This is a genomic window from Achromobacter sp. FW305-C-30-7 (genome assembly GCF_058783105.1).
The window spans coordinates 1,232,462-1,255,529 of record NZ_JBYSYI010000001.1; the positions used below are offsets into that span (position 1 = coordinate 1,232,462).

At 67.9% G+C, this 23,068-nt stretch carries 26 protein-coding genes; 8 read left to right on the top strand and 18 right to left on the bottom strand.

Translation table 11 applies throughout. The features are described 5' to 3' along the window. Positions 1-8 precede the first annotated feature (8 nt). From AC3WOB_RS05675 to AC3WOB_RS05700, 6 genes are all read right to left on the bottom strand, one after another. Positions 9-755: an SDR family oxidoreductase gene (locus AC3WOB_RS05675; protein WP_492274456.1), complete on the bottom strand. Its 747-nt coding sequence runs from the start codon at positions 753-755 to the stop codon at positions 9-11. Positions 756-799: 44 nt separating this feature from the next. Next, complete coding sequence (locus AC3WOB_RS05680; RefSeq protein WP_492274457.1) at positions 800-1,168, bottom strand: cupin domain-containing protein; 369 nt, start codon at positions 1,166-1,168, stop codon at positions 800-802. A 94-nt stretch (positions 1,169-1,262) separates the two neighbouring features. Continuing rightward, positions 1,263-2,072, bottom strand: a complete 810-nt coding sequence (locus AC3WOB_RS05685) for an AraC family transcriptional regulator (protein ID WP_492274458.1) — start codon at positions 2,070-2,072, stop codon at positions 1,263-1,265. Positions 2,073-2,125: 53 nt separating this feature from the next. Then, positions 2,126-3,118: a formylglycine-generating enzyme family protein gene (locus tag AC3WOB_RS05690; protein ID WP_492274459.1), complete on the bottom strand. Its 993-nt coding sequence runs from the start codon at positions 3,116-3,118 to the stop codon at positions 2,126-2,128. 94 nt (positions 3,119-3,212) lie between these two features. Then, positions 3,213-3,872, bottom strand: coding sequence for a DNA oxidative demethylase AlkB (gene alkB, locus AC3WOB_RS05695; protein ID WP_492274460.1), 660 nt, complete (start codon positions 3,870-3,872; stop codon positions 3,213-3,215). Between the two features lie 6 nt (positions 3,873-3,878). Continuing rightward, on the bottom strand, positions 3,879-5,423 hold the full coding sequence (locus tag AC3WOB_RS05700) for a phospholipase D family protein (protein WP_492274461.1): 1,545 nt from the start codon (positions 5,421-5,423) through the stop codon (positions 3,879-3,881). 97 nt (positions 5,424-5,520) lie between these two features. On the opposite strand from AC3WOB_RS05700, the gene AC3WOB_RS05705 reads away from it, so the two are divergent. Together AC3WOB_RS05705 and AC3WOB_RS05710 are read left to right on the top strand one after the other, a co-directional pair. Continuing rightward, positions 5,521-6,093: a helix-turn-helix domain-containing protein gene (locus AC3WOB_RS05705; protein ID WP_492274462.1), complete on the top strand. Its 573-nt coding sequence runs from the start codon at positions 5,521-5,523 to the stop codon at positions 6,091-6,093. Positions 6,094-6,100: 7 nt separating this feature from the next. After that, positions 6,101-6,637, top strand: coding sequence for a GNAT family N-acetyltransferase (locus AC3WOB_RS05710; protein WP_013395914.1), 537 nt, complete (start codon positions 6,101-6,103; stop codon positions 6,635-6,637). A 31-nt stretch (positions 6,638-6,668) separates the two neighbouring features. Here the strand turns inward: AC3WOB_RS05710 and AC3WOB_RS05715 are convergent, their stop codons facing one another. Beyond that, positions 6,669-7,001, bottom strand: a complete 333-nt coding sequence (locus AC3WOB_RS05715; RefSeq protein ID WP_013395913.1) for a hypothetical protein — start codon at positions 6,999-7,001, stop codon at positions 6,669-6,671. A gap of 244 nt (positions 7,002-7,245) precedes the next feature. Here AC3WOB_RS05715 and AC3WOB_RS05720 point away from each other — a divergent pair, with 244 nt between their 5' ends. After that, positions 7,246-7,395: a hypothetical protein gene (locus AC3WOB_RS05720; protein ID WP_492274463.1), complete on the top strand. Its 150-nt coding sequence runs from the start codon at positions 7,246-7,248 to the stop codon at positions 7,393-7,395. A gap of 219 nt (positions 7,396-7,614) precedes the next feature. Then, on the top strand, positions 7,615-8,439 hold the full coding sequence (locus AC3WOB_RS05725; RefSeq protein ID WP_492274464.1) for an SDR family NAD(P)-dependent oxidoreductase: 825 nt from the start codon (positions 7,615-7,617) through the stop codon (positions 8,437-8,439). 9 nt (positions 8,440-8,448) lie between these two features. On the opposite strand, the gene AC3WOB_RS05730 is transcribed toward AC3WOB_RS05725, so the two are convergent. After that, positions 8,449-9,219: a sulfite exporter TauE/SafE family protein gene (locus tag AC3WOB_RS05730; RefSeq protein WP_492274465.1), complete on the bottom strand. Its 771-nt coding sequence runs from the start codon at positions 9,217-9,219 to the stop codon at positions 8,449-8,451. Beyond that, on the bottom strand, positions 9,216-9,629 hold the full coding sequence (locus AC3WOB_RS05735) for an SEL1-like repeat protein (protein ID WP_041654287.1): 414 nt from the start codon (positions 9,627-9,629) through the stop codon (positions 9,216-9,218). Before AC3WOB_RS05735 ends, AC3WOB_RS05730 begins: the two co-directional genes overlap by 4 nt. 124 nt (positions 9,630-9,753) lie before the next feature. Between AC3WOB_RS05735 and AC3WOB_RS05740 the strand changes: the two genes are divergently transcribed. Next, the gene (locus tag AC3WOB_RS05740) at positions 9,754-10,644 is read left to right on the top strand and encodes a LysR family transcriptional regulator (protein ID WP_492274466.1); all 891 of its coding nucleotides are present in this window, start codon (positions 9,754-9,756) and stop codon (positions 10,642-10,644) included. 67 nt (positions 10,645-10,711) lie between these two features. On the opposite strand, the gene AC3WOB_RS05745 is transcribed toward AC3WOB_RS05740, so the two are convergent. Then, positions 10,712-12,115, bottom strand: coding sequence for an MATE family efflux transporter (locus tag AC3WOB_RS05745; protein WP_492274467.1), 1,404 nt, complete (start codon positions 12,113-12,115; stop codon positions 10,712-10,714). A gap of 133 nt (positions 12,116-12,248) precedes the next feature. Here AC3WOB_RS05745 and AC3WOB_RS05750 point away from each other — a divergent pair, with 133 nt between their 5' ends. Beyond that, the gene (locus tag AC3WOB_RS05750) at positions 12,249-12,731 is read left to right on the top strand and encodes a MarR family winged helix-turn-helix transcriptional regulator (protein WP_013395906.1); all 483 of its coding nucleotides are present in this window, start codon (positions 12,249-12,251) and stop codon (positions 12,729-12,731) included. On the opposite strand, the gene AC3WOB_RS05755 is transcribed toward AC3WOB_RS05750, so the two are convergent. The 5 genes from AC3WOB_RS05755 to AC3WOB_RS05775 all read right to left on the bottom strand — a co-directional run bounded on the left by AC3WOB_RS05755 (position 12,718) and on the right by AC3WOB_RS05775 (position 16,828). Beyond that, positions 12,718-13,674: a DMT family transporter gene (locus AC3WOB_RS05755; RefSeq protein ID WP_492274468.1), complete on the bottom strand. Its 957-nt coding sequence runs from the start codon at positions 13,672-13,674 to the stop codon at positions 12,718-12,720. The genes AC3WOB_RS05750 and AC3WOB_RS05755 overlap by 14 nt on opposite strands. Positions 13,675-13,756: 82 nt before the next feature. Next, positions 13,757-14,563 carry an AraC family transcriptional regulator gene (locus AC3WOB_RS05760; protein ID WP_492274469.1) on the bottom strand — a complete coding sequence of 269 codons (807 nt, stop codon included), beginning with the start codon at positions 14,561-14,563 and terminating at the stop codon, positions 13,757-13,759. Positions 14,564-14,713: 150 nt separating this feature from the next. Continuing rightward, positions 14,714-15,208, bottom strand: a complete 495-nt coding sequence (locus AC3WOB_RS05765) for a hypothetical protein (protein WP_013395903.1) — start codon at positions 15,206-15,208, stop codon at positions 14,714-14,716. Beyond that, entirely contained in the window at positions 15,205-15,753 is a 549-nt protein-coding gene (locus AC3WOB_RS05770) for a hypothetical protein (protein WP_013395902.1), read from the bottom strand. Before AC3WOB_RS05770 ends, AC3WOB_RS05765 begins: the two co-directional genes overlap by 4 nt. A gap of 106 nt (positions 15,754-15,859) precedes the next feature. Next, positions 15,860-16,828 (bottom strand): LysR substrate-binding domain-containing protein, encoded by a 969-nt coding sequence (locus AC3WOB_RS05775; protein WP_013395901.1) that lies wholly within the window; start codon positions 16,826-16,828, stop codon positions 15,860-15,862. A 107-nt stretch (positions 16,829-16,935) separates the two neighbouring features. Between AC3WOB_RS05775 and AC3WOB_RS05780 the strand changes: the two genes are divergently transcribed. Continuing rightward, positions 16,936-19,236: an NADP-dependent malic enzyme gene (locus AC3WOB_RS05780; RefSeq protein WP_492274470.1), complete on the top strand. Its 2,301-nt coding sequence runs from the start codon at positions 16,936-16,938 to the stop codon at positions 19,234-19,236. Between the two features lie 183 nt (positions 19,237-19,419). On the opposite strand, the gene AC3WOB_RS05785 is transcribed toward AC3WOB_RS05780, so the two are convergent. The 3 genes from AC3WOB_RS05785 to AC3WOB_RS05795 form a co-directional block, all read right to left on the bottom strand. Next, positions 19,420-19,800, bottom strand: a complete 381-nt coding sequence (locus AC3WOB_RS05785; protein WP_013395899.1) for a hypothetical protein — start codon at positions 19,798-19,800, stop codon at positions 19,420-19,422. Between the two features lie 237 nt (positions 19,801-20,037). After that, positions 20,038-20,394, bottom strand: a complete 357-nt coding sequence (locus tag AC3WOB_RS05790) for a DUF4148 domain-containing protein (RefSeq protein WP_492274471.1) — start codon at positions 20,392-20,394, stop codon at positions 20,038-20,040. A 286-nt stretch (positions 20,395-20,680) separates the two neighbouring features. Then, positions 20,681-20,896 carry a SlyX family protein gene (locus AC3WOB_RS05795; protein ID WP_013395897.1) on the bottom strand — a complete coding sequence of 72 codons (216 nt, stop codon included), beginning with the start codon at positions 20,894-20,896 and terminating at the stop codon, positions 20,681-20,683. A 78-nt stretch (positions 20,897-20,974) separates the two neighbouring features. Between AC3WOB_RS05795 and AC3WOB_RS05800 the strand changes: the two genes are divergently transcribed. Continuing rightward, positions 20,975-23,059, top strand: coding sequence for a TonB-dependent receptor domain-containing protein (locus AC3WOB_RS05800; RefSeq protein ID WP_492274615.1), 2,085 nt, complete (start codon positions 20,975-20,977; stop codon positions 23,057-23,059). The last annotated feature ends 9 nt before the right edge of the window (positions 23,060-23,068 follow it).

Consider the following 23,068-nt stretch of genomic DNA (forward strand, 5'->3'; position numbering starts at 1 on the left):
CTGGCGCCTCAGCTGCCGCCGGACACCTCGATGAAGGAGCCGCTGGTGTAGCCGGCCTCGTCCGAGAACAACCACATGACGGCGCCCGCCACTTCTTCCACGGTGCCGCCGCGGCGCAGCGGAATTGCGCCTTTCAGGCGGTCCACCCGGCCGGGTTCACCGCCGCTGGCGTGCATGTCGGTGTAGATGGTGCCGGGACGCACGCTGTTGACGCGGATGCCTTCGGGTGCGACTTCCTTGGACAGGCCTATGGTCATGGTGTCCATGGCGCCCTTGGACGCGGCATAGTCCACGTATTCATTGGGCGAACCCAGGCGGGCAGCCGCGGACGAGACATTGACGATGGCGCCGCCCTGGCCGCCGTGGCGCGTCGACATGCGGCGCACCGCTTCGCGGGCGCACAGGAAGGCGCCGATCACATTGGTGGACAGGACGCGCAGCAGGCGCTCGGCGCTCATCTGGTCCACGCGCATCTGCTGTTCCAGGATGCCGGCGTTGTTGACCAGCGCGTCGATGCGGCCCAGCTTCCGATCCAGTTCGTCGTACATGCGCAGCACCTGGTCCTCTTGCGAGACATCGGCCTGCAGGGCGACGGCGCGGCCGCCGCCTTGCACGATTTCCTCGACTACCGCTTGCGCGGCATCGGCGTTGGCGTGGTAGTTGACGCCTACCGCGTAGCCGCGGCGGGCGGCCAGCTTGGCGACGGCGGCGCCGATGCCGCGGCCGCCGCCGGTGACGAGCATGATTCTGGACATGGCTTACTCCTTGTGGGCTTTCACCTTAGCAGATGGCGGCCGGCTCAGATCCAGACGTCGTTGGGAGCGCTGCGCTGACCGCCCTGGTCGCCGGTATTGCGCACGCCGCGCGGCTCGATCAGCAGCATTTTGACTTCTTCGGGGGCACAGGGCTTGTGCTCCACGCCCTTGGGGACCACGGCCATTTCGCCGGGGCCCAGGTCGATATGGCCGTCGCGCAGCTCGATGCGCAGGCGGCCTTCGATGACGATGAAGGTCTCGTCGGTGTCGGCATGGCTGTGCCACACGAACTCGCCCTGGATCTTCACCAGCTTGAATTGGTAGTCGTTCATCTCGGCGACGACCTTGGGCATCCAGTGTTCGGAGAACTGCGCCAGTTTGTTGGCGAAGTTGATGGGACGGATATCGGACATGGCGCGACCTTCATGCAGGGTTGAACAAACCCCAGGATAGAAGGCCGCGCGGGCGGCGTCTTGTACGATCGAGCAGCTTTGCGGAGCCGGAGGCCTAGCGGCTCAGCATGCGGCGCCAGCGGTCTGGAGCCATGCCGTAGGTCTGGACGTGGCGGTGCGTCAGGTGGCTCTGGTCGGTGAAGCCCGACGCGGCGGCCGCTTGCGCCAGCGGCATGCCCGCGGCGATCAGGCGCCGGGCCTGAGCTAGGCGGCGCAGCATCACGTAGCGGTACGGGCTGGTGCCGAACAGCGCTCGGAAGTCGCGCGACAGGCTCCAGCGGTCCGTGGCCGCGGCGCTGGCCAACTGTTCCAGGGTGATGGACTGTTCGAGCGAGGCGTGGATGTACTGGCGCGCGCGTTCGGCGGCGCCGTAGTCGGCGCTGCGGCGTCCCGGCTTGGCGCCGGCCGCGGCGCACAGGGCATGGCTCAGCTCGTACAGCGCATCGTCTTCCTGCAGCGGGTCGATGGGCTCATGCGTGTCTTGCAGCAGGCTGGCGCTGGCCGCGTACAGCCGCGGATCCGCCGAGATGCCGCCCGGAATGAACGGCAGCGGCCGTCCGCCCAGGATTTGCTGGATGAGCGCCGGCTCCACGTAGATCATGCGGTAATGGAAACCGGCCTCGGTGCCGGCCTGGCCGTCGTGGACTTCGTCCGGATGCAGCACGATGGTGCCGCCGGGCAGGCTGTGCCGCAGCCCGCGGCGGTAATGGAAACTCTGCACGCCGGACAGGGTGCGGCCGATGGCATAGGTATCGTGGCGGTGCATGCTGTAGCCATGGCCACCGAAGTAGGCTTCGATGCGCTCCAGCTGGCCCGAGGGCGCGGCGCGCAGTATCCAGTCCTGCTTGGGCGTGGCGGGCGGCATGGGGAACTCTTTTTGAATACGGGCTGCGGTCCATTCTAGACCCAGGCCAGGCCTTAATCCGCCTCTCGCAGCAGCCGCAGGCCCACCAGCGGATAGCGGGTTTCCTGCGTGTTCCAGTTGCGGTAGGAGGCGCGCGTGTACAGCGCCCAGGTATGCCAGGAGCCGCCGCGCCGCACGCGCACGTTGCCGCTGGCGGGGCCTTGCGGGTCGTCCACCGGCGAGTGCGCGTAGTAGTCCTCGCCATACCAGTCCGAGACCCATTCCCAGGCGTTGCCGTGCATGTCGTACAGGCCGAAAGCGTTTGGCGCGTAGCTGGCGACGGGCGCGGTGAAGGCATGGCCGTCGGCGCGGGCGGAGGCGTGCGCCTGCCATTTGGGCCACAGCGGCGCGGCATCCGCGTCGAAGCCGTTGCCGATGTCGGGCATGGCGGCGGGATCGTCGCCGTTCTGGTAGCGGGTGCGCGTGCCGGCGCGGCAGGCGTATTCCCATTCGGCTTCCGTGGGCAGGCGGTAGACCTTGCCTTCGGTCTGGGTCAGCCAGCGCGCCAGCGCCGTGGCGTCGTTCCAGCTGATGTTGACCACGGGGTGGTCGTCGCCTTGCGCGAAGCCCGGATTGCGCCAGGAATAGCGGCGGTCGCGCCCTTCGAAGGCATCGCCGCGTTCGGACTTGTCGGCATCGTACTGCGGGTTGTAGCCATAGCCGCCGGTGCCGTCGGCTTCCGATTCGGGCACGTAGCCGGAGGCTTCGATGAAGCGTCGGAACTGGCCCACGGTGACCTCGGTGCGCTCCAGGTAGAACGCGCGGGTGATGCGCACGGCATGCACGGGCGCTTCGTCGGACAGCTGGGCGTAGCGGTCTTGCGGATATAGCGGATAGGCGCGCGCGAGCGTCTCGGGCGCCTCGTCGCTGCCCATCTGGAAGGTGCCGGCGGGCACGCGGACAAAGGTCATGCCTAGCGAATTTTCGATTACGGCGGGCGGTTCAGCCGCCCAGGAAGGCGCCGATATCAAGGTGCAGAGCAAAGCCAGGGCGGTGCGTATGCGCATGGGATTCCGGGTGACGGAGCATGAGGGTGCGCAATAGTAGAGCCGCCGCGTCCGGCCGGCCAGACGCGGGGAACCCTCATTCCGGAGCGGTTGTTCAGCCGGCGCGGCGGATGGTGAAGTTGATGCGCTGGCTGCCCAGCCGCGGGTGCGGCAGATCCTTGATGGGCATGATGCCGTGGTAGCGCAGGCGGTCGACGCCGCCCCACACGACGACGTCGCCATGGAACAGCGGCGTGCGGCTGGCCTTGTCGGTGCGTTGGTCGCCGCCGAAGAGGAACATGGCGGGCATGCCCAGGGATACGGAGACGATGGGCGCGCCGTAGTCGCGCTCGTTCTTGTCCTGATGCAGCGACAGCCGCGAGCCGGGCTCGTAGCGGTTGACCAGGCAGGCGTCCGGCTCGAAGCCGGGAAAGCCGGCTTCGGCCGCGGCGGCCTGCGCCAAGCGCAAAAAGGCCTCGGGCATGGCGGGCCAGGGCTGGCCGGAGAGCGGGTCGATGCGCGCATAGCGATAGCCGCGCGCGTCGCTGGTCCAGCCCAGCTGTCCGCAATTGGTCAGCGCGACGGACATGGTGTAGCCGCCCGGCGTGTCCATGTGGCGGAAGGGCGCTTGCGCAGTCACGGCGTCGACCCCGGCGAGCAGGGCGTCCACCACCGGCAGGGCAAAACCGCGCAGCACCACGGCTTGCGGGCCGAGCGCGACGCGTCCGCCTTGCGCCGCGCCATCGTCGCCAAACAGGTCCAGGTTGGTCGCCATGTCAGCCTACAGCAGCGGTTCCAGCGGCAGCAGCGACACGAACCATACCGATAGGCGCTGCCACACCGTGGTGCCGGGTTCGGTGTCGTGGCGTATGGTTTCGCCGTTGCGCTGTTCCAGCCAGTAGAGCTGGCCCTTGTCATCCAGGCAGACGCGGTAGGCGGACTTGGGTATGTCTTTCTCGAAGGCGTCTGCAATGTGCCGCGCCAGCGTGGGGCTGTCTATGACGAAGCCCAGTTCGGTGTTGAGCTTGGCCGAGCGCGGGTCGAAGTTGAAGGAGCCGACGAAGATGCGCTTGCCGTCGACGGCGAAGGTCTTGGCGTGCAGGCTGGAGCCTGAGCTGCCGAACGGACCCATGCTCTTGTTGCGCTCGACCTCGCCGCCCTGGCGCTTCATCTCGAAGAGCTCGACGCCGGCGGCCAGCAGGTCCTTGCGGCGCTTGGCATAGCCGGAATGCACCACCGCCACGTCTGTGGCTTCGAGCGCGTTGGTCAGCACCTTGACCTTGACGCCGCTTTGCGCCATCTGCGCGAAGGACTGGGTGCCGACCGCGGTCGGCACGAAGTAGGGCGATACCAGTTCCAGGTCGGTGCCGGGCGTGCCCAGGATTTCATGCAGCTGATGCGGCAGCATTGCCTCCGGCGGGGCGGTGCCCAGCGTTTTGCGCGGATCGTCGCTGACCATGCGGGTGTCGGCCCATTCCAGCGTCAGGTCGCCGCGCAGCAGTTGCTGGATGAAAGGCAGCTTGCGCATGGCCTCGGCGTAAGCGGCGGCTTCGGGAGAGCGCTCGACCTGGGCGGCGGCCTGCTCCAGTTCGTCCAGCTCGCCGGGGGCGGTTTTCTTCAGGATGCGGTCTACCGGATAGGCCGAGTCGCTGGCCCAGTAGCGGTCGAAATCCACCGACACGTCATTGACCGCGGCGCCGATGGACAGCACGTCCAGGTCGGTGAACAGCACGCCGCTGGCCGCGCCGAAGTACTCGTCGCCGATGTTGCGGCCGCCGATGATGGTGGCCTGGTTGTCGGCGGTGAAGGACTTGTTGTGCATGCGGCGGTTCAGGCGGCTGAAGTCCGTGACGTAGCCCAGGGGCTTGGGCCAGCGCAGCACGAAGGGGTTGTACAGCCGCACCTCGATATTCGGGTGCGCATCCAGCGCCGACAGTTCCTGGTCCAGCCCGGAGGTGCCGTTGTCGTCCAGCAGCAGCCGCACGCGCACGCCGCGGTCGGCGGCTTCATGCAGGGCCTCCAGCAGCATGGTGCCGGTCATGTCCTTGTGCCAGATGTAGTACTGCACGTCCAGGCTGCGCTCGGCGGCGCGCGCCAGCAGCATGCGGGCGGCGAAGGCGTCGTAGGCGTCGGGCAGGGGGTGGATGCCGGATTTGCCGGGATGTGCGGCGGCCAGCGGCGCGATGGCCCGGCCCAGGGCGGTATCCTGCGCCGCCTCGGGCGTCAGGGCGCGGGATTCGCTGCGGTTATCCAGCGGCGGCAAGCCGCAGCCGCTCAAAAGGCTCAGGCAGAGTGCGGTCATCATCAGGGGTTTGGCCAGGTACATGACCCGTATTGTGCCGAAATCGCGCAACGCGCTGGTTTCGGCTCCTGTCTTCCCATGGGGCTTGACGATTTTCCATATTTGAGAGAAATTCTCTTATATGGAAAACAATGCTATCCCCGAAGCCGATCTGGACCGGCGCATTGCCGGCCGGCTCAAGGCGCTGCGCCAGGAGCGCGGCTGGTCTCTGGACGAGCTGGCCGGCCGCGCCGGCCTCAGCCGCGCCACCTTGTCCCGCCTGGAAAACGCCGAGGTCAGCCCCACCGCCAGCGCGCTGGGCAAGCTGTGCGGGGCTTATGGCCTGACCATGTCGCGCCTGATGCTCATGGTCGAGGACGATTTCGCGCCCTTGGTGCCGCAGCAGGCGCAAGCCGTGTGGGTGGATGCCAGCGCCGGCTTTCGCCGCCGCTCGGTGTCGCCGCCGGCGCAGCGGCTGGCGGGCGAGGTGCTGGCCTGCGAACTGGCCGCCGGCGCGCGCATTGCCTATGGCAGTTCGCCCCGGCCGGGGCTGGAACATCATCTGCTGATGCTGGAAGGCGAGCTGGCCATCACGGTCGACGGGCAGGCGCATAGCCTGTCCCAGGGCGATTGCCTGCGTTATCAGCTGTTCGGCGCCAGCGAATTTTCAACCCCGCCGCATTGCGGCGCCCGCTACCTGCTCTTCATTGTCTGAGCCCACCATGTCCCATCCCAATCCCGAATTGATTCTTCTGTCGGCGGATGCCGCCGACGCCCTCGTGCCCGAGCTGGCCGAACTGCTGCGCGCCTGCGTGCAGGACGGCGCCAGCGTCAGCTTCGTCCTGCCGTATTCGTCCGAGGAGGCGCAGGCCTTTTGGCGCGCCAAGGTGCTGCCGGCGATCGCTGGCGGCAAGTCGGCGCTGTGGGTGGCACGGCAGGAGGGACGCATCGCGGGATCGGTGCAGCTGGATTGGGACACGCCGCCCAACCAGCCGCACCGCGCCGAGGTGCGCAAGCTGCTGGTGCATCCGGATTTCCGCCGCCGCGGTATCGCCCGGGCCTTGCTGGCCGAGACGGAAGCCATGGCGCGGCGCCAGGGCCGCAGCCTGATTACGCTGGACACGCGCACGGGCGACAGCGCCGAGCCGCTGTATGCGTCGCAGGGCTATCAGACCGTGGGAGTGATACCGGGTTTCAGCCGCGACCCGCACGATGCCGCCAAGCTGGACGGCACCACCATCATGTACAAGCAGCTGTAGGGGACGCTGCCGCCGCGGGCGGCAGCAGGGCTCAGGCCAGGGGCTTGATGCCCACGCTGTACGGCGGAGCGTTGCCGCGCGCCGGGGCCTTGATCTTCAGCATCGAGCCGCCGGGCGTGAATTCGAATTCCTGGTACGGCACTTCGAACCACTGATGAAAACTGGTGCGGGAGAATTCCGGCACCCAGACCTTGGCGCGCTTGGGATCGCAGTGGAACTCGACCAGCGTGCGGTCTATGCCCAGCGGACGCGTATTGCCGATGCGGTAGCTGACTTTCAGCTCGGCGCGCTCGGTCGAGCCGGGGCGCCAGGCCAGGCCGATGGATTCCATGAATTTTTCGATCGCCTCGATACCGCGATGCATGACTGACTCCGAATGCGGGCGGGCGCAAGGCCCGAAAAAAGTGCTGTTTCCCGCAGCGCCGCGGAAAACACCCGAATTATCCGTCATTCCGGCCCCGGGCGTCTCCCGGCTTGCATCCCGTCAATCGGCGCCATTGAACAAAGCAAATGGACGGCCGGCGGGCAAGCCCGCACCATGGCATCCATGTCCTCTATAAGACCTGCGCGGCCCGCGCTGGTCCGGACGCGAAATCCAAGGAGTCATCATGGCAAATTTCATACTGGCATTGGTCAACGCGGAACTTTCCCTTTTCGGCGTCGAGACGCCGGGTGCGGTGGCGCAGGCGCCAGCCGCGCCGCAGGCGGCCAGCGCGCCCGCCTTCGACAGCGAGCACTACCGCAGCGCGCTGGGCTGAGGCCTGTGCAAGGCTCCATGCAGTGTGCAGGGGCCGGGCTGGCGCGGAACACAGCGTTGCAGGAATAGGCAGGTTTCACGCAAGAACGAGCCTGTACGCGCAGACTCGCGATTCTTACCATCTCTTCCAAGGTCGGGGCGGCGCATTCATTGCGGATGCGCGGGTTCCGCCGGGCTGCCGGGCGCGTTGCCGGCAGCGTACGCAAGGGAAGGGAATCGCATGAATACCGAAAAAATCTGGTTGGTGACGGACGCTTCCGCGGGGTTGGGTCTGGTCCTGGTGAAGATGTTGCTGGATAGGGGTCATAAGGTGGCGGCGACGTCGCCGGATGGCGATGCGCTGCTGGACGCCGTGGGCGCCAAGCTGGAGGGGCAGTTCCTGCCCCTGACGGTGGATCTGGCCGATGCGCGCAACGTGCAGCGCGCCGTGGATGCCACGGTGACGGCCTTCGGCGGGCTGGGCGTGGTGGTGAACAACGCCGGCCATGGCCTGCGCGGCGCATTGGACAGCCTGCCGGACGAGGACCTGCGCGGCACGTTCGACATCAATGTATTCGCCACGCTGAACGTGATCCGCGCTGCCCTGCCGCGCATGCGCGCGCAGCGCAGCGGCCACGTGTTCAATATTTCTTCGATCCTGGGCTTCGATGGCGGCCGCGCCGATTGGGGCGCCTACAGCGCCGCCAAGTTTGCCGTCAGCGGCCTGACCGAAGCGCTGGCCGCCGAGGCCGCGCCTTTCGGCATCCGGGTGTCGCTGGTGTATCCGGGGGCGCTGCGCGCGCCCCGGGCCACTAGCGGCGAGCCGACGCCGGAACTGGCGGCGCGCAATGCGCAGGCGCGCGATGCGGAGGGCGATCCGGCCAAAATGGCCCAGGCGCTGATCAATGCGGCGCAGGCGCAGTACGCGCCCCTGCACCTGTTCCTGGGGCGCGACGCCTTCGATCAGGCGCGCGCCAAGATCCAGTCGGTGCAGCAGGAACTGGCCCGCTGGCGCGAAATGTCCGTGTCGATCGGCTTCGTGGACGAAAGGCGCATGGCGGCCTGACTGCCGGGCTCAGGCCGTCCAACCCTGGACGGCCTGGTAGGCGCCCAGCAGCGCCAGGCTCACCATGAAGCAGCGCTTGAAGGCTTGCTGCGACAGCTTGCCGCGCAGCCATGTGCCCAGCGCCATGCCGATCAGCGCGGGCAGCAGCATCAGCACGGACGCGCCGGCGGTTGCGGACGTATAGCCGCCATTGAGGCCCAGGCCGGCCGCCAGCGCCACGGTGGACACGGTGAACGAGATGCCCATGGCCTGGATCAGGCCATCCTTGCCCAGGTTCAGGGCCTGCAGATAGGGCACCGCAGGGATCACGAACACGCCGGTGGCAGCGGTGATCACGCCGGTGACGGCGCCGACCGCGGCGCCCGCCAGCCCTTGATGCCGCTGCGGCGCCTTGGGCGGCGAGCCGAACAGGCCCCAGGCGGCATAGGCCACCAGCGCCAGCCCCAGACACAGGCTGGCCAAGTGTCCCGAGGGCGGCCCCAGCCACAGCGCGCCGCCTATCGTGCCTGCGCAAATGCCCGCCTGCATGGCGCCGATGCGGCGCAGCATCGTGGGCAGCGTGGGCCATGGCTGCGCTTGCCAGAGATTGGTGATCAGCGACGGCACGATCAGCAGCGCCGCGGCCTGCGCCGGCGCCATGATCAGCGCCAGCATGGCCATGGAAATGGTGGGCAGGCCCAGTCCGACCACGCCCTTGACCACGCCGGCCAGGATGAAGACGGACACGGCGATTGCAAGCAGCGCGGGCGTGCTGCCGGGAAACAGATCCGGAAGCGTCATGCTGGCTCGCAGTGGGCCGTGAGGCCGGCGCGGGGGCGGCCGAACAAGGCATAGGCGACGTCGTCAGTACCCGCGCCGTCCTGGCGCGCCGCGCGCAGCAGCCATTGCCGCCCTTCGCACAGGTCGGCGCGCAGGGACTCCCCATACAGGGCCGGGCCGCCGAGCAGCGCAATGCCCAGCATGCGCTGCGCGGGCGCATGGCCGTCGCCCGCGGCGGCGCGCAGCCACTGCGCCATGGCGGCATAGTCGCCCTGGGTCTGGGCTTCCAGCGCCAGCGCGTATTTCTGCGCCGGCGTGGTGTGCGGATCCAGGCTGCCGGCTTCGGCCATGCCTGAGCCATGCAGGGTCAAGGCCAGCAGGGCGAGGGCGGGCCAGTGAACGGGGGCGCGCCGTGGTTTGAGGATATTCATGGATTTTTCCCGGATTGAAAGGGCTGGGACTTCATTTTGGTCCCCTGCGTCCTTGAACCTGTATCGGGATCTCGCGTAGCGATCCTATGGCTCAGCCTGAGGGTCGCCGTGCTACGCTTTTCGCATGCGATTCGACCTTACCGATCTGCGGCTATTCCTCAATGTGCAGGAAACCGGCTCCATCACGGCCGGGGCCCGGCGTTCCCACATGACGCTGGCGTCGGCCAGCGAACGCATCCGCGGCATGGAGGACACGCTGGGCGTGCCGCTGCTGCTGCGCGAGGCGCGCGGGGTCGAGCCCACGCCGGCGGGCCGCACCCTGGCGCACCACGCGCGCGTGGTGCTGGCGCAGATGGACCGCATGCGCGGCGAGCTGGACCACTACGGCCTGGGGTTGAAGGGGCACGTGCGCGTGCTGTGCAACACCACCGCGCTCAGCGAGTACCTGCCGCCGGTGCTGGGCGCCTTTCTCAAGGACCATCCGCGCGTCTCCGTGGACCTGGAAGAACGGCTGAGCCACGAGATTGCCGATGCGCTGCGCGCGGGGACTTGCGACATCGGCGTGCTGGCCGATACGGCCGATCTGCACGGCCTGCACACGCAGACCTTCCGGCACGACCCCTTGACGCTGATCGTGCCGCCGGACCATGCGTTGGCGGGCCGCGCGTCGGTGCTGCTGGCCGACGTGGCCGACCAGGAATTCGTGGGGCTGGTCGAAGGCAGCGCCTTGCAGGAGCACATCGCGCATCACGCGCGCCGCGGCGGCAAGGCATTGTCGTACCGGGTGCGACTGCGCAGCTTCGACGCGGTGTGCCGGATGGTGGGGCAGGGCGTGGGCATCGGCATCGTGCCGCGCGTGGCGGCGTTGCGCTATGGCCGCGCGGCGGGCGTGCGGCGCGTGGCCCTGGCCGACGACTGGGCCGCGCGCGACCTGGTGCTGTGCGTGCGCGACACGCTGCCGGCCTATGCGGCCGAACTGGTGGAGTACGCGTTGCGCGACGCGCCCGCGTCCTGAAGGCACTGCGCGACGTTCCAGCCTGCTGAGAAGATGTTGCGTGCGCGCGCATCCGCGGCGCGGGCAGCTATGAACGCGCGAACAGCCGGCGCTTGCGCAACGGCGCGCGTTCGAACCAGGAGCCCGACGCGACGGCGCCCAGGATGACCAGGCCGTAGACGCACATCGCCACTGCCGCGACCGCGAAGAACAGGCTCAGCGATCCCGTCAGGCGCAAGGCGATGCCGCCGGCGCCTATGGCAATCAGCAGGCGCAGGACCCCCGCGATCAGCGGCCATTTCAGGCGGCCGGCACCCTGCGAAGCGAAGTACATCGAGAAGCCCAGGGCAAAGAAGCCGTAGACCGGACCGACGGTGCGCAGGTAGTTGGCGCCGGCTTCCAGCATGTGGTCCTGCGCGCCGAACAGGCGCAGCCAGGCCTCGGGAAAGAACGCGGCCGCCAGGCCGATGGCCTCGGCCAGCACAAAGGCCATTGCGCCGCCGGTCAGGGCGATGCGCAGGGCGCGTTCGGGCTGGCCCGCGCCGATGTTGGACCCCACCATTGCCACCATGGGCGCGCCCAGGCCGAAGGCGATGGGCATCAGCAGGTATTCCAGGCGTACGGCGATGCCGTAGCCGGCGACCGCCGCGGTGCCGGCATAGGCGCCGACCAGGGCTGCCGTCAGCGCTACCAGCGCATTGGTCAGGAACGGGTTGATGGTGGCCAGCGCGCCCACGCTGAGGATGTTGCGCATCAGGCCCGGGTACAGGCGGCTGGGGACCAGCCGCGCCGCATTGCGTCCGCTGGCGCAGTACAGGCCCAGGATCAGCGCGCCCACGGCGTAATAGATCACCAGCGCCCAGCCGCCGCCGGCCACGCCCAACGCGGGGAAAGGCCCCCAGCCGAAGATCAGGCAGGGCGACAGCGGGATCAGCAGCAAGGCGCCGCCGCAGATCACGGCGCCAGGCACCAGCATGTTGCCGGTGCCGCGGATGGCGCTGGCGAACGCGTTCATCAGCCACATCAGGACGATGCCGCCGAAGATGACGTCGGAATAAGCCAGGGCTGCCACCAGCGCCTCGCCCTCGGCGCCCAGCTTGCGGTACAGCCACGGACCGCCCAGTAACAGCAGCGCGCAAAAGGCCAGGCCGAGCAAACCGTTGAGCACCACGGCATGCAGCACCAGCTGGTCCGCTTCGCGTTGCCGGCCGCCGCCCAGCGCCCTGGCCACCGCGGCCGAGATGCCGCCACCCATGGCGCCCTGCGACATGTTCTGCATCAGCATCAGCACCGGCACCACCAGGGCCACCCCTGCCAGCACCGGTGTGCCCAGGCGCGCCAGGAACCAGGTCTCGATCAATCCCGTGGACGATTGCGCCAGCATCATCAGGATGTTCGGCCACGCCAGGCGCGCCAGCGTGGGCGCGATGGGCGCGTGCAACATGGCCTGCAGGCGCGCGTTGGCGGGGCGAGGAGCAGCGGGCGCGGACATAGGGAAGGAACCCGTGGATGGCGTTGAGATATTTACGTGCATATGCCAATAAAAGTCAAGAATGGGCTAGACTCGGACCTAACCCGGCGGTAGCGTTGAGTCCTTGCCGTCCTCCACTTTTTTTGCGCCTCTCATGTCTGACGAACAGCCTGCCGCTACAGCCGCCCCGATTGCGCCCGATCCGCTCATCTGCAACGGCGCGGCGCTGCGCAAGGCCACCCGGCGCGTCTCGCAGCTGTACGACACGGTGCTGGCGCCTTGCGGCCTGAAGGTGTCGCAGCATTCCATCCTGGTGCACATCGCGCGCGCCGGCACGCCGTCCATGACGGACCTGGCGCGCATCATGGTGCTGGACCGCTCGGCGCTGGCGCACAACCTCAAGCCCCTGGAGCGCGACGGCTACGTGCAGATGTCACGCGACCCCTTGGACGGCCGCAGCCGCCGCGTGGCGCTGACCGAGGCGGGCCGCGCCAAGCTGGCCGAGTCCAAGCGCCTGTGGAAGGACGCGCAGCGCCGCTTCGAGGCCGCCTATGGCGCCGAGCGGGCAGCCGCGTTGCGGCGCTCGCTGGCTGATATTTTTTCCGACGAGTTCGCGCTGGCGTTCAGCCGCGGCTAGGGCCTGTGTGAGCTTGCCGGCCGTGGCGGGGAGCTTCGGGTCCGGCGCTTGGCGGCTTGCCGCGCGAGCGGACCCCGGACCAGCCCAGCGCCACCACCGCGCCCAGCACGCACGCCATGCCCGCCAGTTGCGCGGGAGCCAGGGATTCGCCCAGCAGTCCGGCGGCCAGCGCCACCGCCGATACCGGTGCAAGCGCGGTGAACAAGGCGGCTTCGGCGCCGTTGACGCGGGCCGCGCCCGCATACCAGAGCAGGAAGCCGCCTACCGTGGGCACCAGCGCGTAATAGGCTACCGCGGCCAGGGCCGGCGCGGGCAGGCCCAGGGTCCAGGGTGCTTCCGCCACGCTGGCCACGGCCGAGAACGCCAGCCCGAAACCGGTCATGAGCGTGGATAGCGCCAGCGGCGCCACCGGCTGGCGCAGCCGCTTGTTCAACAGGATGAACAGTCCCTCGCACAGCACTGCGCCCAGGATCAGCGCATTGCCCACCAACGAGCTTGCGCCGTCCGCGCCGGCCGAATGGCGCATCATCAGCCAGACGCCGAAGGCCGCCGCGACGATGGCGGCCAACGTGGCTTTGCCGGGGCGTTCGCCCAGCAGCAGCATAGCAATGGCGGCGGACACCAGCGGCAAGGTGCCCAGGATGATGCCGCCGTCCACCGCCGATGCGCGCTGCAGGCCGGCGATCAGCAGGGTGGTGTAGCCGACGCTGCCGGCGGTGGCCTGGGCCACCAGCAGCAGCCAGTCGCGCCGGTCCAGCCGCGGCAGGCGCGCGCCGGTCAATGCCATCAGCAGGACGAAGCAGGGCAGGGCGATCGCGAAGCGCAGGGCGGTCGCGGTGAAGGGGGGCAAACCCGTTCCGATGATTTTGCTGGCGGCCACCGTGCTGCCCACCAGCACCATGGCGGCTGCCAGATAGCAATAGCCCCGCATCCGATTGTTCATGACCCGATCCACGCCTTTGTGAGAGCAAGGCGCATAGGCTAAGCCGGTCGGCAAGCCCGGGTCTTGAACGAAATTGCAGCGCTCAGCTGGCGGCCAGCGCGTATCGCCGCGGCGATACGCCGTAGGCGCGCACGAACAGCCGCGTCATGTGGCTTTGGTCGGCGAAACCGACCGCGGTTGCGGCATCGGCCAGGGGCGAGCCCTGTCGGATCAGGCTGCGCGCCAGCAGCAGCCGGCGTTGCACCTGGTAGGCGTGAGGTGTGAGGCCGGTGTCGCGGGCAAAGGCCCGCAGCACCTGGTAGCGGCTGAGGCCGCTGGCCGCGGCCAAGTCGGCCAGGGACAGCGCGGCAGCCGGGTCGTCGTCGATCAGGGCGCGGGCATGACGGATGGCGTCGGGAGCGGCGCGCGGCGGCCGGGCCAGGCGCGCTGCGTCGCGGTCGCGCGCCTGCGCCAGGATGCGCAGCAGCAGCGCGTCGCAGGCCAGGGGCGCCGCGCCGGCGGTGGCCTGCGCATACAGCGCCAGCACGTCGCGCGCCAGCGCCGGGCGGTCCTGCGCCGGGTGTTCGAATTCGTAGCTGGCCCCGCTTGCACCCAGTTCGGCCGCGGCCTGGGCCACCACTTCGGCATCCAGGTACAGCATCTGCCAGGCGCGCCCGCCGTCGCCGATGGGGGCGCCGTCATGCACTTCTCCGGGGTTCACCGTGATGACGTGCCCGGGGCCGGCCTCGACCTGGCCGCGGCCGCTGGCCGAGACCTGCGCGCCCTGGCGCATGACGCCGATGCCGAACTGCTCGTGCGTGTGGCGCGCGAACGCGCGCCGGCTGTGCGCGGCCACGGCCTGCACGCCGGCGAGCGCACTGCGTTGCATGACGAACTGGCCTGGGCTCATGGGGAATGGAGAGGAAAGGGCTTGCGGGCAGTATCGCCCGCCGGCCCTGGGAGGAGCAAGCGGCAGGCGATCCTGCGGCAGGCGCTCCTGCGGCAGGCGACCCTGCGGCGGCGCTCCTGCGGTCCGCGCGTGGGCGCTCAGCCGTTCACGCTATTGCAGCCCGTTCCAGCGCGCCACCGCGGGCTCGGCCGCGGCCCACTTCCATTGGCCGCCTGGCTGCTGGCAGATCATGCTGGCATAGGCGGGCGCGGGCGCGTCCTTCTGCTCCACCGTGAACAGCACTTCGCGGCAATGGGTCAGTGGCGTGGCGATGTCGCGCACCACCTGGATGCCGCCGCGCTCATTGCCCACGGACAGCGGTTGGCGGATTTCCCATTGCCGCACCTGGCCGATGGGCAGGGCGCCGGCCGCATTGGCCATGACGTTCTGCTGGTCGTTCTTCCATTCGCGCAGCACGTACTTCACCGTGGCGTCCACCGCCGCCTGCACCGTGACGCCGATGGCATAGCCCGCCACCGGATTGGCGGTGGCGGCGCCGCTGATGGTGCCGACCACGGCGCCGGTGGCGCCGCCGATGGAAGAACTCTGGCAACCGGCCAGGCCCAGGCAGGCGGCCAGCGCCAGCAGACTTGCGGCGCGCCTCACTGCAGGGAACCCCAGCGGGCGGTGGCGGGCTCGGCGCTGGCCCAGCGCCAGTGCTCGCCGTCGCGGCAGACGGTGGTGACGTAGAACTCGCGCAGCGGATCGGCGCCGGCCTTGTCGGCGGGCGTGTCGATGGAGAAGACCACTTCCTTGCATTCCAGGTTCACGCCGCCGATCAGCCGGCTGACGGTGACCTGGCCCTGCGCATCGCTCTCGATGGGCAACTGGTGCTTGACCTGCCAGTTGGCGACCTTGCCCACTGCCAGCGGACCGGCGGCCATGGCGATGGCGTCCTGCTCTTCGCCGCGGGTCTTGCGTTGGGCATAGGCCAGCGCGGCCTTGGCGCCGGCCTGCACGCCCAGGCCGATGCCGGTGGCGACGGTGGCATTGTCAGTGACCTTGTTGGCGATGGCGGTGCCGGCGATACCGGCTGCGGCGCCCGTGCCTTCGCTCAGCAGCGAACTGCAGCCGGACAATCCGGCGAGCGCGGCCAGAGCGATGAGGGCAATCGCGCCGCGGCCCGGGTTGATAGGCGGAAGTGTGAACAAACTGCGTGCCCTCCTGCTTGTTGCTTGGCGCGGGAAGTATAGGAGCGCGCGCCGCCGCGGCGCGAGCGTATTTGCATTTGTTGGCAATTCTCTTGCCGCGCGCGGTTCAGACGGACGCGCGCGCACCCTTGGTGTAGGCCTCGCGCAGCGCGGCGGCGAACAGCGCGTCGACGTTGCGACGCAAGTCTCCGGCGCGCGTGAACAGGGCAATAGGCGGCAGGGTCCAGTCGAAGGAATACGGCACGATGGCCGCGCCGGCAATGCGCACCAGTTCGTCGGCGATGTCGGCGGGCAGGATGGCGACGGCGCGGTCGCTGGCCACGATCATTTCGCCGATCAGCTTGGACGAATCGCTCTGGACCGACGGCGTCGGGGGCGCCAGCCCGGCCCGCAGGAAGATCTCGGACACCTGCTCGCGGATCGGGCTGTCCGGCGTGCCCAGGATCCAGTCCAGGTCGGCCAGCCGGTTCCATTCCAGCTTCGATCGGCCCAGGCGGGCGGCCAGCCGGCGGCTGGCGATCAGGCGCGGCTGCTGGTGGTACAGCACTTCGAAACCCAGGTTTTCCATGTCGACCGAGGGCGTGGCCCAGCCCACCACCATGTCCAGGGTGTGGTCGCGCAACTGCCGCAGCAGCGCTGGCCCCTGGCCTTCGTGGATGGTGGCGGTAATGCGGCGGCCCTGGGGCAGGGTGCGGCTGATGGCGGACGACAGCATCTGTCCGGATACGAAAGGGATGACGCCGATATGCAGATGGGCGGCGTGGCCAGCCGCCACGGCCTCCATTTCCTGGACCAGATGGCCCAGGTCGTGGACCAGGGCGCGGGCCCGCGCCAGCACCACCGCGCCCAGGGGCGTGGGCGTCATGCCGCGCACTGAGCGTTCGAACAGGGGCACGTCGAACATGCTTTCCAGTTCCGCCAGGGCGTTGGTCACGGCGGGCTGGCTGGTGGCCATGTGCTCGGCTACCCGGGTCAGTGAGCCGTGCTGCTCGATCTGCAGCAGCAGCACCAGGTGGCGCATCTTCAGCCGCGAGGTCAGTTTCCGGATAACGAGGTCCGGATCAAAGGCTGTCATAGGCAATGCATAAGATAAAGATTATGGAACGATATTAAAAAGTAATGATCTGCTTATGTATTGAAGCCTAGAATTTTTCCTATATCAAGACAAGGAGGCTCTGCCCCATGAATACGCAATCGGACCGCCAGGCAGCACTGGACTATCACGAGTTCCCCACCCCGGGGAAGATCTCCGTCGTGGCGTCCAAGCCGCTGGTCAACCAGCGTGACCTGGCCCTGGCGTACTCGCCCGGCGTGGCGGCAGCCTGCGAAGAAATCGTGGCCGATCCGGCCAATGTGTACCGCTACACCGGCCGCGGCAACCTGGTGGGCGTGATCACCAACGGCACCGCGGTGCTGGGCCTGGGCAATATCGGCGCGCTGGCCTCCAAGCCGGTGATGGAAGGCAAGGCGGTGCTGTTCAAGAAGTTCGCCGGCCTGGACGTGTACGACATCGAGATCAACGAGACCGACCCGGACAAGCTGGTCGAGATCATCGCCGGCCTGGAAGCCACCTTCGGCGGCATCAACCTCGAAGACATCAAGGCGCCGGAGTGCTTCACCGTGGAGCGCAAGCTGCGCGAACGCATGAAGATCCCGGTCTTCCATGATGACCAGCACGGCACGGCCATCACCGTTTCGGCCGCCTTCATCAACGGCCTGAAGGTCGTGGGCAAGGACATCAAGCAGGTCAAGGTGGTGACTTCCGGCGCAGGCGCTGCCGCGCTGGCCTGCCTGGACCTGATGGTGGACCTGGGCCTGCCGCTGGAAAACGTCTGGGTCACCGACATCGAAGGCGTGGTCTACGAAGGCCGCACCGTGCTGATGGACCCGGACAAGGCGCGCTTCGCGCAGAAGACGGACGCGCGCAAGCTGGCCGAGGTGATCCAGGACGCCGACGTGTTCCTGGGCCTGTCGGCCGGCGGCGTGCTCAAGCCCGAGATGGTCGCGGCGATGGGTCCGCGCCCGCTGATCCTGGCGCTGGCCAATCCCACGCCCGAGATCCTGCCGGAAGTGGCGCAATCGGTGCGCGACGACGTCGTCATGGCGACCGGCCGTTCGGACTATCCGAACCAGGTCAACAACGTGCTGTGCTTCCCCTACATCTTCCGCGGCGCGCTGGACGTGGGCGCCACCACCATCACCCGCGAAATGGAAAAGGCGGCGGTCTACGCCATCGCCGAGCTGGCCGAGGAAGAGCAGAACGAAGTGGTGGCGGCGGCCTATGGCACCTACGATATTTCGTTCGGCCCTGAGTACCTGATTCCCAAGCCTTTCGATCCGCGCCTGATCGTGCGCATCGCCCCTGCCGTGGCCAAGGCCGCGATGGAAGGCGGCGTGGCCACGCGTCCGCTGGCGGACCTGGAAGCCTACGAAGAACAGCTGCAGCAGTTCGTGTACCACTCGGGCGCCTTCATGAAGCCGCTGTTCTCGGCGGCCAAGCGCATCGTGCGCGAAGGCGGCAAGGCGCGCATCGTGTTCACGGAAGGCGAGGACGAGCGCGTGCTGCGCGCGGTGCAGGTGATCGTGGACGAAGGCCTGGCCCGTCCCATCCTGGTGGGCCGTCCCGCGGTCCTGCTGTCGCGCATCGAGAAGTTCGGCCTGCGCCTGCGCCTGGGCGAGGACGTCGAAGTCACCAACCCGGAATACGACGAGCGCTTCCACCAGTACTGGACCACGTACTGGGAACTGATGTGCCGCCGCGGCATCACCAAGGAAATGGCGCGCGTGGAAATGCGCCGCCGCCTGACCCTGATCGGCGCGATGATGGTGCACCTGGGCGATGCCGACGGCATGGTCTGCGGCACCGTGGGCGCGTATCACGACCATCTGCGCTTCGTGGACGAAGTCATCGGCCGCCGCCCTGGCCACAACGTGTACGCCGCCATGAACATCCTGCTGCTCAACGAGCGTACGGTGGTGCTGGTGGACACGCACGTCAATGACGAGCCCTCGGCCGAGCAGATCGCCGAGTTCACGGTGATGGCGGCGCAGGAAATGGCCCGCATGAACCTGGCGCCCAAGGTCGCGCTGCTGTCGCGTTCGAACTTCGGTTCGGGCAGTTCGGCGTCGGGCGCGAAGATGCGCCGCGCGCTGGAACTGGTGCGCCAGGCCGCGCCGGACCTGGAGATCGACGGCGAGATGCACGGCGATTGCGCGCTGGATGAAGCGCTGCGCATGCGTATCCTGCCCTCGTCTTCGCTCAAGGGCCAGGCCAACCTGCTGGTGTGCCCGAACGTGGACTCGGGCAACATTGCCTACAACCTGTTGAAGACCGCGGCCGGCGGCAACGTGGCGGTGGGGCCGTTCCTGCTGGGCGCCAATGCGCCGGTGCACATCCTGACCTCCAGCTCCACCGTGCGCCGCATCATCAACATGACCGCGATGACCGTGCTGGACGCCAACCGGAACGAAGCCTCGGCTTGATCCTGTTCTTGCGTGCGCCTATTGGGCGCGCGCGCGGACACGGCGCAAAAAAGCGTGCCGCTCCATGATGGAGCGGCACGCTTTTTTTGCGCTGGCGCAGAAGTTGATTTTGCGCTGGCGCAGAAGTTGGTTTCGCGCTGGCGCAGAAGTAGGTCTCGCGCCGGAATTCAGCGCAGCGCAGCCTTAGTTGCTGCTGGCCTTCCAGGTGCCGTCAGGCTGCTTGCAGAACCAGAACTGCCACTTTTCCGTGGTGGCGCCGCGGGCGAAATCGCCGACCAGGAAGCGGCAGAGGCGATCATCCTTGACCTTGCTGGTCTGCGTGGGCGTCAGCTGCACGGTGATGGGCGGGGCCTTTTTAGGCTGGTGCGTGCTGCTCCACTGGGTGCGCTGGCCGTCGGCCGAGCTGTTCAGCGACTGCGCCACGGCTTCGTGGAACGAGGGCTGATCGCCCTTGGGGATCTGCGTGATGATGGCATTGTTCAGCATCACCGGAGGCGCGGCGAGCGCCGGCGCGGCGATGCCGCAAGCCACCAGCAAAGAGGCGAGAACGCGGGTGTGTTTCAAGATGGGCTCCCTGTTGAGTCGTAGTGTTATGCCTGATCTTGGGGCGATAGTACGCGAACAGATGGAACAGTGCTTTGCGCGACGGACTGAAACTGGCGGTTTTTGCCTTGAGGCCACACTGCGAGGCAGAAAGAGCGGTGTCATGCAGCACGGCAGCCGCCTTTCATACAGACGAAAAAAAGCCGCCAGATGCTGGCGGCCAAGGTACAACAAGGGGAGGGGTAAATCCGCGTGCGCTCAGTTGGCGTGGTAGACGCCTTGGAAGGGCACGTTGTTCGGTTCCACATCGGCCATCTGGCCGGCGGCGCGGGCGGCAGCCAGTTCGGTGCGCACTTCAGCGCGAGTCTTGCCGGTGGCGGGCGTACCGTAGACGCCTTGGAACGGCACGTTGTTCGGTTCCACTTCGGCCATCTGGCCGGCAGCCTTGGCGGCAGCCAGTTCGGCTTGCACCTGGGCGCGGGTCGGGCCTTCATACGGCGTGCCGTAGACGCCTTGGAACGGAACGTTGTTGGGTTCGATGTTGGGCGAGGCGGCGTAGGCGCCGGCGCTCAGCGCGGCCAGGGACATCATCAAAGCGGTAGCGAGGGTCTTCATGGTAAATCTCCGATTTCAAGAGCTTTGGGAGCGAATCGGCGGCCTATCCGTCTGGTTCGTTGCTGTTTCCCGATGGCTCAATAGTGCGCTGAATCGGAGTAGGGATAAACCCTTGTATTGGTAAAAGATATTCCCATCAGTGGAAAGATAGACGTTTTCTTAGGATATATCTTCCATAGATGGAATCAGGGACGCTTTATCCAGGCGAACGAAGGCCTGGAACGCGGTAGTTCCCTGAGGTTTTGGATGCAGGACGGGAAGACCGGCGCGGCGGGCGCGGCCGGTATCAGTAGTGCGGCGGTATTTCGTCGCGCAGGCTGCGGAAGGCGGCGCCGCCCTCGGGCGTCTGCTGGCGCAGGTCGGCCACTTCACGCATCAGCCGGTCTATCTGCTGTTGCTGGCGCACGATGATCTGGTTGAGCTGTTCCAGCATGTCGTCCGAGAAGCTGGCCTTGACCTCCAGCTCCAGCAGGCGGCGTTCGATGTCTTGCGAGTTATCCATGGCGGGTATTAGAACCGATTCCCGCCGCGGCCCCTACAGGAGGCGTGTTTGGCGCAGCGGCAGTGGTGGCTTACGGGCATGGGGCGTTGGGCCGTGCATGGCCTGCTGGCCTCGTTTCCAGCGGGGGCCGCCTGGGCGCAGGAGGCGGAACCGCTGATGCCCGCGGTGGTGGTGACGGGGACGCGCCTGGGCACCTCGGTGCTGGACACGCCGGCCTCGGTGAACGTGGTGGAAGGCGCGGCCATGCGTCTGCAGCAGCCGGGCATCAACCTGTCCGAAGGCCTGGCCGGCGTGCCCGGGCTGCAGATCCAGAACCGCCAGAATTACGCGCAGGACCTGCAGATATCCAGCCGCGGCTTCGGCGCGCGCTCCACCTTCGGCGTGCGCGGCGTGCGCCTGTACGTGGACGGCATACCGGCCACCATGCCGGACGGGCAAGGGCAGACGTCGAACATCGACATCGGTTCCATCGGCCGCGTCGAAGTGCTGCGCGGCCCGTTTTCGGCGCTGTACGGCAATTCCTCGGGCGGCGTGATCCAGGTGTTTACCGAAGACGGCGTGGAACCGCCGTCGCTCACGGCCAGCGGCTGGGGCGGCAGCTACGGCACATGGCGCTATGGCGCCCGCGCCAACGGCGCCAGCGGCGGACTGGACTACGTGCTGGACCTGACGCGTTTCACCATCGACGGCTACCGCGACCACAGCGCCGCGCGCAAGAACCTGGGCAATGCCAAGCTGGGCCTGCAACTGGACGACGCCAGCCGGCTGACCATCGTGGCCAACAGCGTGGACCTCAAGGCGCAAGATCCGCTGGGTTTGACGTACCAACAATTCCAGGACGACCCGCGCGCGGCTCCCCTGGCCGAACAGTTCGACACCCGCAAGACGGTCAGGCAGACCCAGGGCGGGGCGGTCTACGAGCGCATGGTGGACAGCCGCAACACCTTGCGGGTGATGGTCTATTACGGCCAGCGCGACACCACGCAATTCCAGGCGATCCCCCCTGCCGCGCAGATGGCGCCGACCCAGGCTGGAGGCGTCATCGACCTGAAACGGCAATACGGCGGCGCGGACCTGCGCTGGACCTCCGAGCTGGCGATGGCGGGCAGGCCGCTGACCCTGATCGGCGGCTTTGCCTACGATTCCATGCGCGAAGACCGCAAGGGCTACCAGAACTTCAGCGGCGAGGGCGCCAACCGCCAACTGGGCGTGCAGGGCGCGCTCAGGCGCGACGAAACCAATACCGTCTACAACGCCGATCCTTACCTGCAGGCCTCCTGGCAGATGTCAGAGCGCTGGACGCTGGACGCGGGTCTGCGCTACAGCACCGTCAGCTTCGATTCCAACGACCATTACATCGTGTCCGGCAATGCCGACGACAGCGGCGACGCGCGCTATCGCAAGGCTTTGCCGGTAGCAGCCATCCGCTATGCGCCGAATTCCGACCTGAGTTTTTACGCGTCGTATGGCCGGGGGTTCGAAACGCCCACGCTCAACGAGATCTCCTACCGTCCTGGCGGCCAGCCGGGCCTGAATTTCGGCCTGGCGCCCGCGCTCAGCACCAATCTGGAAGCCGGCGTGAAGGCCAGCATGGCGGGCGGCCTGCTGACGGCCGCCGTGTTCCATACCGGCACCGACGACGAGATCGTGTCCGCGGGCAGCACGGGCGGACGGACCACCTACCAGAACGCCGGCCGCACGCGGCGCGACGGCGTGGAACTGGGCTGGTCGGGCGAATTCGCGCGCCATGGGCGCGCGCAGCTCGCCTATACCTGGCTGAATGCGCGCTACGCCGACGACGGGCCAGGCGATATCCGCGCCGGTAACAAGATCCCCGGCATCGCGCGCCAGGCCGCCTATGCCTCGCTGGCTTGGGCGCCGCCCGAAGGCTGGCAGGCCTCGGTGGAAGGGCGTTTCCTCAGCAAGATCTATGTGAACGACGCCAACGACGGCGATGCGCCTGGCTACTTCGTGGCGGCGCTGAGCGCGGGCTACGTGCTCAAGGCGGGGGCCTGGGAGCTGAACGCCTACGGGCGTGTGGATAACCTGTTCGACCGGCGCTATGCCGGGTCCGTGATCGTCAACGAGACCAACGGACGCTATTACGAACCGGCGGCCGGACGCAGCCTGGGAATGGGCGTAGGCGCGACCTACCGGTTCTGAAGCTGGCGT